Below are 7,537 nucleotides of genomic sequence, written 5' to 3' on the forward strand. Positions count from 1 at the left end.
CACCGTGGCGTACATCCGATTCGGCTCGATACCGAAACCATCCCGCAGCAACTCGAATCCCCACCGCAGGCTCTGCGGCCCGCCGTAGTCGCCGAGCGACCACGACCCGAGCATCTCGAACACGGTGAGATGGGTCTCGTCACCGACCTCCTCGAGATCGGTCGTGCGCAGACATCGCTGCAAGCTGATCAGTCGCTCGCCCAGCGGGTGAGGTCGTCCCAGCAGATAGGGGGTCAACGGATGCATCCCCGAGGTGGTGAACAGCACCGGATCCCCGGGCGACGGAATCAGCGTCCCGCCCGGCGTGAGTTCGTGCCCGCGCTCGCGGAAGAAGTCGAGGAAAGTCTGAACGGTCTGGTCCGTGGAAATCATGGTTGCTCCATCGATTGGTGATCGACCGAAAGCGACCGCACAGAGCAAGCCCGGCAACAAGACCGACGCCCACCGGCGACCGTTTCCGGTCGCCGGCATCAAGAAAAGGTCAGTCGGCAGCGACCGGCGAGCTGAGAGCTCGTGCGGCCGCGGCAGCGATTCGAGTGACCTTCATGGGGTTGGACGGTAGCAACCCGATACGCGGAGCGCGACCGAATATCGGTGTCCCGCCGGTCATCGCGCCGGGTGCCGTCGCCATCGACGATTCGGAAGGGAGCACCGCGGAGTCGGCCTCGAGATGGAACTGGCGCGAGCAGATTTCTCCGGATGTGAAGGCCTGGTTGAGGAAGCTGGGGGTTTCCGTAAAGCAACCGGAGCGGGAATCGCGAATCGAACGCCGTGCCAATGCAATAACCGGACGCCGCTGAGCGAGCCGTGGCACCGGAGGCAGGTCGGGCGCACGCCCGAATGGACGTGCGCCCGCCGCGATCCAAACCTTGCACCTCTTCGTGTCACGTCGGGCTGATCGCCGCGACTGTGCGGATTGCTAGCCAGGCCAATATCTTTGGTAGACGGCTGGTTTTCTTCGGCGACGGCGTCGGTGGAACATCAGCCGGCTTGTCGCAGACCCACCGTGGGGAAGTCGACCGGGACTGCGAGGGCGACATTGATGTAGTTGGTGAACAGGTTGAGCGCGACCTGACCGATGACTTCGACGATGTGCTCATCGCCCCAGCCCTGATCGCGCACCGCCCGCACGTCCTCCGCCGTGACTCGGCCGCGCTCTTCCACCACCTTCAGCGCGAAGCTTAGGAGGGCCGCGGTGCGCGGGTCCTCGGACCGGCCGGTCTGCGCGGCTTCCAGCGCTGTGCGGGTCACCCCGGCCTTGCGTCCCAGAGCGGTGTGTGCGGCCAGGCAGTACTCGCAGGAGTTGCGGTTGGCGACAGCCACGGCGATCTGCTCGGCGAGCGCCGGCCCGAGAGAACCGCCGCCGAAGGCGCCGAACGAAGCCCACATGCTCGTCAAAGCGGCAGGCGAGTTCGCGACGGCTCGGAACATCGCCGGTACCGTGCCGAACGCGGCGTGGATCTGGTCGAACTGGTCCTTGACGGTTCCGGTCACGGACTCGCGCTCGACAAGGGGGACAAGTGACATGAGCATTCCTTCAGTCGGTCTTCCAGTGACGACTCCCGCGGGTCTTGGCGGGCGACGCCCCCTCAGACTGTCAGGACCACTTGGACTGATTGAGGCATATCATCCCGAATACGTACCAAATCGTCTGGCATGCTTGGGTCTGTGACTGCCCTCGACCGCCTCTCGCCCCTGCTCGAACGGTTCCGGGTGCGCACGCGCCTGTTCCATACCGGACCGTTGTGCGGCGTGACGACGTTCGACGCACAACCAGGACGAGGCTTCCTGCACGTGCTCCGATCCGGTGAGATGGAAGTGACCCACCGAGGCGTCAGCGGTCGGCTGGACAAGCGGTGGATCGACAAGCCCAGCCTGCTGTTCTATCCACGCCCGCTGGAACACGCTTTCCACAACGCGCCCACCGCAGACTCCGACTTCGCCTGCGCGACACTCGATTTCGACGGCGGCCCGACCCACCCACTGCTGCGCACGCTCCCGCCGGTGATCGTGCTCCCGCTCGACGCCGTCGGCACCCTCGAATCAGCACTCGATCTGCTGTTCGCCGAGATCGACAATGTTCGGTGCGGCCGACGAGTGCTCGCCGATCGGCTCTTCGAAGTCGTTCTCATCCAGTTACTCCGCTGGATCCTCGACCACACCGACGAACTCGCCCTGCCTACCGGCCTACTGACAGGACTCGCCGACGAACGCCTCGCCGCTACGCTCGTCGCCATCCACGAGTCGCCGGGGCGGCCCTGGACACTCGCCACACTGGCGCACGAAGCACACATGTCCCGCAGTTCCTTCGCCGCTCGGTTCAAGCAGATGGTGGGTCAGCCGCCCGCCGAGTACGTGACCGAGTGGAGGATCACCGTCGCCCAGGACCGGCTTCGCACCGGCGCCTCGATCGCTCGCACCGCCACGGAACTCGGGTACACCACTCCTGCGGCGTTCTCGCGGGCATTCACGCAAAAGGTGGGATGCTCACCGCGCGCATGGCTGGCCACCGCTCGCTGAGGGCCAACTTGCCAAGTGCAGATGCGTCCCGAATGCGCGTTTCACGCGTTCGGGTCCCAGTCTGCGAGCTGCTCCATCGGCTGGGTGTCGCCGGTGGTCTCCAGGCCGTCGAGCGGGACGCGCTGGTAGAAGTAGAGGACCAGTTCGCTCGCTGTGCCTCGCATCGCCATGTCGGCCGGCGCCGCGTCGGCGGCGAGGTCGTCGCAGCGGACACCATTGGCGTTGAGGGTCAGGCGCCAGGAGCGGCCCTCACCCGCCAGCCTGCGCGCCGAGGCCGAGGGCCGCGCTCAACCCGCCGCCGACCACGATCGCCGTGTTCATGCCAGCCTGCTGACGGCCGCGTGCGACGAGTCATTCGTGCGGCCGGCGACCACGGCCCACCGCTCCAAAGCGGATGCGCGACAAGGACTTTGCCGGGGAGCAACGAGTGTGGCGACGACCGCGATCGACGGCCGAACCAAGGGGGCTGAGGTCGGGCCGAAGTAAGCCATGCTGTTCATACCTTGAGTCTTGCATGGTTAATATTAACTATGCAAGACTCAGGTATGGCTCGAATTTTGATTGGCTGTCATCGCCGCCCGTGTGCGGGTCAGGATGGTGACGACCGGGCGTTGGAGCAGCTCGGTGAGTCGCTCGCGATCCTGCGCGGCCAGAGCGTCGACTATCAGGCGAAACTGGGCTGTCGACTCCTGTGGTGTGGCCAGGATGTCGTAGTTGTGTGCGCGATAGGAGGACGTGCGTGCCCAGAGTCGTTCGATCTCGGCGATGATCAGCGTGCGGTGGCACAGGCGGTAGATGGACAGATAGAGATCCGCCATCGCGCCCCGCGCGAGATCGGGCCGCCCTGCCATCGCCTCGGTTTCGATCCGGTCGACGTGCGCGGACAGCTCGGCCAGCACCTCCGGAGTCGGCCACTCGAGCGTGCGGAGCGCCTCGGACTCCAGCAGGTCGCGCATCGTGTAAAGCTGCTCGACCTCGTCGTTGCTGAACTTCGCGACGAAATAGCCCTGGTTCAGCTCGTGCGTGAGCAGTCCCTCGTTGCTCAGTATCTCGAGCGCTTCCCGGACCGGCGGGCGGCTCACGCCGCACCGGTCCGCCCAAATCTCCAGCACCCGACCGATCGGCCCGAAGCCCGGGGCACCTGCTGGTCGCCGGTCACTGAACGTCCCGAATCTCTTGGAGACACAATGGCATTACACCGACTGTCGTCGGTCACCATCGGCGTACCCGATCCGGCCGTAACCCGCGACTACTACACAGAATTCGGCCTCACCCCCCGACCGGACGGCTGGCTGGCCACCCGCGACGGCGGCGACCAACTCCGGCTCATCCGCGCACCATCCCGACGGCTGGCCGAAATCGTCGTCGGTGTCGACGATTTCGACGATCTCGACGCGGTGGCCGCCCGCCTGCACAAGCTCGGCCTGCCGGTGGAGCGCACCGCCGACTCGGTCGCCGGCACGGAACCGGTCGCCAATTTCCGTGCCGTGGTACGGATCTCGGACCGCGTCACGCAACCCGCCACGCCGGCCACCCCGTACAACGGGCCCGGCCGCGTCGAACGCAGCGGCACCCGCGCGCCCGGTGTGCTGCGCGAGGATCCGATACGCCCGCGCAAGCTCGGCCACGCGGTCCTCGGCTCGGTGGACTACGCGGCCACCCGCCGCTTCTTCGTCGACGGTCTGGGTTTCCAGCTCTCCGACGAGATCGAGGGTGAAGGCGCGTTCCTGCGCTGTTCCACCGACCACCACAACGTGCTGGTGCTCAACGCGCCGGTCAACTTCCTGCACCACACCTCGTGGCAGCTCGACGATATCGATGACGTCGGACGCGGCGCCACCGCCATGCTCGAGGGCAACCCGCAGCGACACGTCTGGGGTCTCGGACGCCATTACGCGGGCTCGAATTTCTTCTGGTACCTCAAGGATCCCGCGGGCAACTTCTCCGAGTACTACTCCGACATGGACTCGATCATCGACGATCAGCTCTGGACCCCCGAGGTCTTCACCGGTGCCCAGGGCCTGTTCAGCTGGGGTCCGCCACCACCTCCGTCGTTCCTGCACCCCGAGGACCTCGCCGCGCTGATGACCGGCGCGCACCACGCCGGATAGCCGCTTGCGCGGAGACGACTTCCATTCCGCCGCAAGGGAAATCGAACGGGTCTCGCGGCTCATCGAAGACATCGGGACCTGGGTGTCCCGCGCTCAACCACAAGGAGAGATCATGTCCGACCTGTACGTGCCCCAAATCCCGGACCACCTGAACATCCGGTTCGTCGAGAACCGCATCGTCGTCGAACGCCCCGCGCAAGACGTCTACGACTGGGCGACGACCTGGTCGAATCTGCCGAAGTGGCTGCCGTTCGCGTCGGGAACCGAGGTGCGGCGCGGCACGGAAGGCGTCCCTGCCGAACTCGGAGATGTGCTGCTGGAGTACATCTTTCCGGAATTGAACGAGAAGCCGAAGGAATACACCGTGGTGGCACGGGTTCCCGGCAAGCTGTGGACGGTGGTCGGCCGGGACATGCTCGACGACGATGTCCCGGCCCCGGCGATGCACGCCATCGCCACCTTCACCACCTTCGACCTCGGCGACGGAACCACCCTGTTCTGCCGGCTGTTCGAGCGGTTGCTCCTCGACACCGACTCACGCGGCCCGCACCCGGTCGTAGACCCGGCACGGATCCAGCCCGGACTGGAACTGTTGAAGGCACACATCGAGGGCACTGCCGGATAGCCCGGCGTGCCGAAGACGAAAACCCTTGGCAGAGTGCCGTTCTCGGACCGCGCCCTGCTGCTCGAACGAATCACGAGGTAACTCCGATGAACAGCGACACCACACTTGCCAAGCCCTACCTGACCGGTCACTACCGGCCGGTGCCGGACGAGGTGACCGCGCACACCCTGCCGGTGCGCGGGACCATCCCCGCCGAACTGAACGGCCGCTACTTCCGCAACGGCCACAACCCGAAACCCGGTGGCACACCGACACATTGGTTCAAAGGCGCGGGCATGCTGCACGGCCTGCGGCTGCGTGATGGCCGGGCCGAGTGGTATCGCAACCGGTGGGTGAAGACACCCGCACTCGACGGCGCACCCTATATCCGCGAGGACGGCAGCATCGATTTGACCGCCAGTGTGGCGGGCACCCACATCATCGAGCACGCCGGCCGCATCCTGGCGCTGCAGGAGTCGAACCTGCCGTTCGAGGTGACGCCGGAGCTGGATACGGTCGGCGCCTACGACTTCGGCGGCAAGCTGAAAACCGCGATGACCGCGCACCCGAAGGTGGACCCGGTCACCGGTGAACTGCACTTCTTCGCCTACTCGCCGGTCGCACCGCACCTGATCTACTACATCGCCTCCGCCGACGGCGACATCCGCCACCAGCAGGTTGTGGAGGGTGCGGGCCCGTCGCTGATGCACGACTTCGCGATCACCGAGCACTACGCGGTGTGGCTGGACCTGTCAGTGACCTTCAACCCCGCCGAAACCTCGGGCATCCCTTACCGGTGGGACGATGCCTACCAGGCACGCATGGGTATCCTGCCTCGGACCGGCGCCGGTCCGGTGCGCTGGTTCGACGTGGAACCCGGTGCGATGCTGCATGTTTCGAATGCCTACGAGGACACGGCCGGGCGGGTCGTCGTGGAAGGCCCCCGGCTGGACCGGTCGGCCTGGGAGACATCCTGGAAGTGGTGGATCGGCGCGCCCGGATACCCGACCGACCCGGTCGCCGGGGCGCTTCAGTACCGCTGGATCCTCGAACCCGGGCAGATCGCCGCGCGCGAGGAAATGATGGACTCGCTGGTCACCGAGTTCCCGACCATCAACCACGACTACCTCGGGCGCCGCAACCGCTACAGCTACGCGGTCGCCTACCCCGGCTCCGGCTACGACGGCGTCGGAATCGTCAAGTACGACAACGGCACCGGCGCACGCCTGCTGGCACCGACCGGTGCGGGCCGCATCCCCGGTGAAGCCGTTTTCGTCCCCGCCGCCGACGCCATGGGCGAAGACGACGGCTACCTGCTCACCCTCGTCGGCGACCGCGCAGGCAAGTCCTCGGAGCTGCTCGTCCTCGACGCCCACGACTTCACCGCGCCGCCGGTCGCCGCCGTCGAACTGCCCCGGCACGTGCCCGGCGGTATCCACGGATCCTGGATCGCGGACTGACCGGCGTTTCTCTGTGCGGCACAAGCGAATTCGTTAGAACAATGTGGTCGTCCGGTGACCGCCGAGCCGTCGGACGACCACATGTGCACGGACCTGGAGACAGCTCATGAACCCTCGACGACAGCCGGTCCCCGTCACCCGGGCCCTCACCCCCTCGGCGCGGGCATGGATCGGGCTCACCGTCCTGGCCACCGCACAGTTCCTGGTCGTGCTGACCACCTCGATCGTCAATGTCGCCCTGCCCGACATCGGGCACGGGCTCGACCTGTCACCCATCGGGCTCTCCTGGGTCGTCAACGGCTACGTACTCGCGTTCGGGGCCCTGCTGCTCCTGGGCGGTCGACTCGGCGACGTACTCGGACGGCGGCGGGTATTCTTCACCGGCACAGCGATTTTCGCGGCCACGTCGATCGCGGCGGGGCTCGCCCCCACCGCCGCGGTCCTTCTCGTCGCCAGAATCGGACAGGGGGTGGGCGCGGCACTGCTCGCTCCGACCGCACTCGCATTGGTGCTGACCTTGTTTCCCGCAGGTGCGGGCCGCGCGCGGGCAATCGGGGTATGGGGCGCGGTATCGGGGATCGGCGGCGTCGCCGGTGTGCTGTCGGGCGGCATCTTGACCGGCGTATTCGGCTGGCGCGCGGTGTTTTTCATCGGCGCACCGGTAGCGGTCGCGGTGCTGGCCGCCACGATATCGCTGGTGCCCGCCGACCTTCCGGCGGGCGGCCGGATCGACCTGTGGGGCGCGACCTTCGTGACCGGTGGACTCGCCGCACTCACCTACGCGCTCTCGGTCGGCGGACAATACGGCTGGACCGCGCCCCGCGTCCTCGTCCCGCTGATCG

9 protein-coding genes are annotated in these 7,537 nt (G+C 66.7%); 5 read left to right on the top strand and 4 right to left on the bottom strand.

Annotated features, from left to right (window positions below):
• Together ON39_RS35430 and ON39_RS35435 are read right to left on the bottom strand one after the other, a co-directional pair.
• Positions 1–372 (bottom strand): alanine--tRNA ligase-related protein (locus tag ON39_RS35430; protein WP_040740707.1); only part of this gene is annotated, 372 nt, incomplete at its 3' end.
• Positions 373–981: 609 nt separating this feature from the next.
• Complete coding sequence (locus tag ON39_RS35435) at positions 982–1,527, bottom strand: carboxymuconolactone decarboxylase family protein (RefSeq protein WP_040740712.1); 546 nt, start codon at positions 1,525–1,527, stop codon at positions 982–984.
• 141 nt (positions 1,528–1,668) lie between these two features.
• Between ON39_RS35435 and ON39_RS35440 the strand changes: the two genes are divergently transcribed.
• Positions 1,669–2,520 (top strand): AraC family transcriptional regulator, encoded by an 852-nt coding sequence (locus ON39_RS35440; protein WP_085998321.1) that lies wholly within the window; start codon positions 1,669–1,671, stop codon positions 2,518–2,520.
• Positions 2,521–2,561: 41 nt separating this feature from the next.
• Here the strand turns inward: ON39_RS35440 and ON39_RS51575 are convergent, their stop codons facing one another.
• Both ON39_RS51575 and ON39_RS46355 read right to left on the bottom strand, forming a co-directional pair.
• Positions 2,562–2,684, bottom strand: coding sequence for a hypothetical protein (locus ON39_RS51575; protein WP_342772745.1), 123 nt, complete (start codon positions 2,682–2,684; stop codon positions 2,562–2,564).
• 375 nt (positions 2,685–3,059) lie between these two features.
• A complete protein-coding gene (locus ON39_RS46355) occupies positions 3,060–3,632 on the bottom strand; it encodes a GntR family transcriptional regulator (RefSeq protein WP_051187511.1) in 573 nt (190 codons plus the stop codon).
• Between the two features lie 75 nt (positions 3,633–3,707).
• Here ON39_RS46355 and ON39_RS35455 point away from each other — a divergent pair, with 75 nt between their 5' ends.
• The 4 genes from ON39_RS35455 to ON39_RS35470 all read left to right on the top strand — a co-directional run.
• Positions 3,708–4,631 carry a VOC family protein gene (locus ON39_RS35455; RefSeq protein ID WP_040740710.1) on the top strand — a complete coding sequence of 308 codons (924 nt, stop codon included), beginning with the start codon at positions 3,708–3,710 and terminating at the stop codon, positions 4,629–4,631.
• Between the two features lie 112 nt (positions 4,632–4,743).
• On the top strand, positions 4,744–5,256 hold the full coding sequence (locus tag ON39_RS35460) for an SRPBCC family protein (RefSeq protein ID WP_040740713.1): 513 nt from the start codon (positions 4,744–4,746) through the stop codon (positions 5,254–5,256).
• Positions 5,257–5,342: 86 nt separating this feature from the next.
• Positions 5,343–6,695 (top strand): carotenoid oxygenase family protein, encoded by a 1,353-nt coding sequence (locus ON39_RS35465; RefSeq protein ID WP_040740711.1) that lies wholly within the window; start codon positions 5,343–5,345, stop codon positions 6,693–6,695.
• Between the two features lie 106 nt (positions 6,696–6,801).
• Positions 6,802–7,537 (top strand): MFS transporter (locus ON39_RS35470; RefSeq protein ID WP_157195572.1); only part of this gene is annotated, 736 nt, incomplete at its 3' end.

The sequence above is a fragment of the Nocardia tenerifensis NBRC 101015 genome, assembly GCF_000308715.1.
Lineage (GTDB): Bacteria > Actinomycetota > Actinomycetes > Mycobacteriales > Mycobacteriaceae > Nocardia > Nocardia tenerifensis.

Excerpts from the sequence above, each read along its gene's own strand:
- ON39_RS35435 (WP_040740712.1), bottom strand. The coding sequence starts at position 1,527 with ATGTCACTTGTCCCCCTTGTCGAGCGCGAGTCCGTGACCGGAACCGTC.
- ON39_RS51575 (WP_342772745.1), bottom strand. The coding sequence starts at position 2,684 with ATGCGAGGCACAGCGAGCGAACTGGTCCTCTACTTCTACCAGCGCGTC.
- ON39_RS35455 (WP_040740710.1), top strand. The coding sequence starts at position 3,708 with ATGGCATTACACCGACTGTCGTCGGTCACCATCGGCGTACCCGATCCG.
- ON39_RS35460 (WP_040740713.1), top strand. The coding sequence starts at position 4,744 with ATGTCCGACCTGTACGTGCCCCAAATCCCGGACCACCTGAACATCCGG.
- ON39_RS35465 (WP_040740711.1), top strand. The coding sequence starts at position 5,343 with ATGAACAGCGACACCACACTTGCCAAGCCCTACCTGACCGGTCACTAC.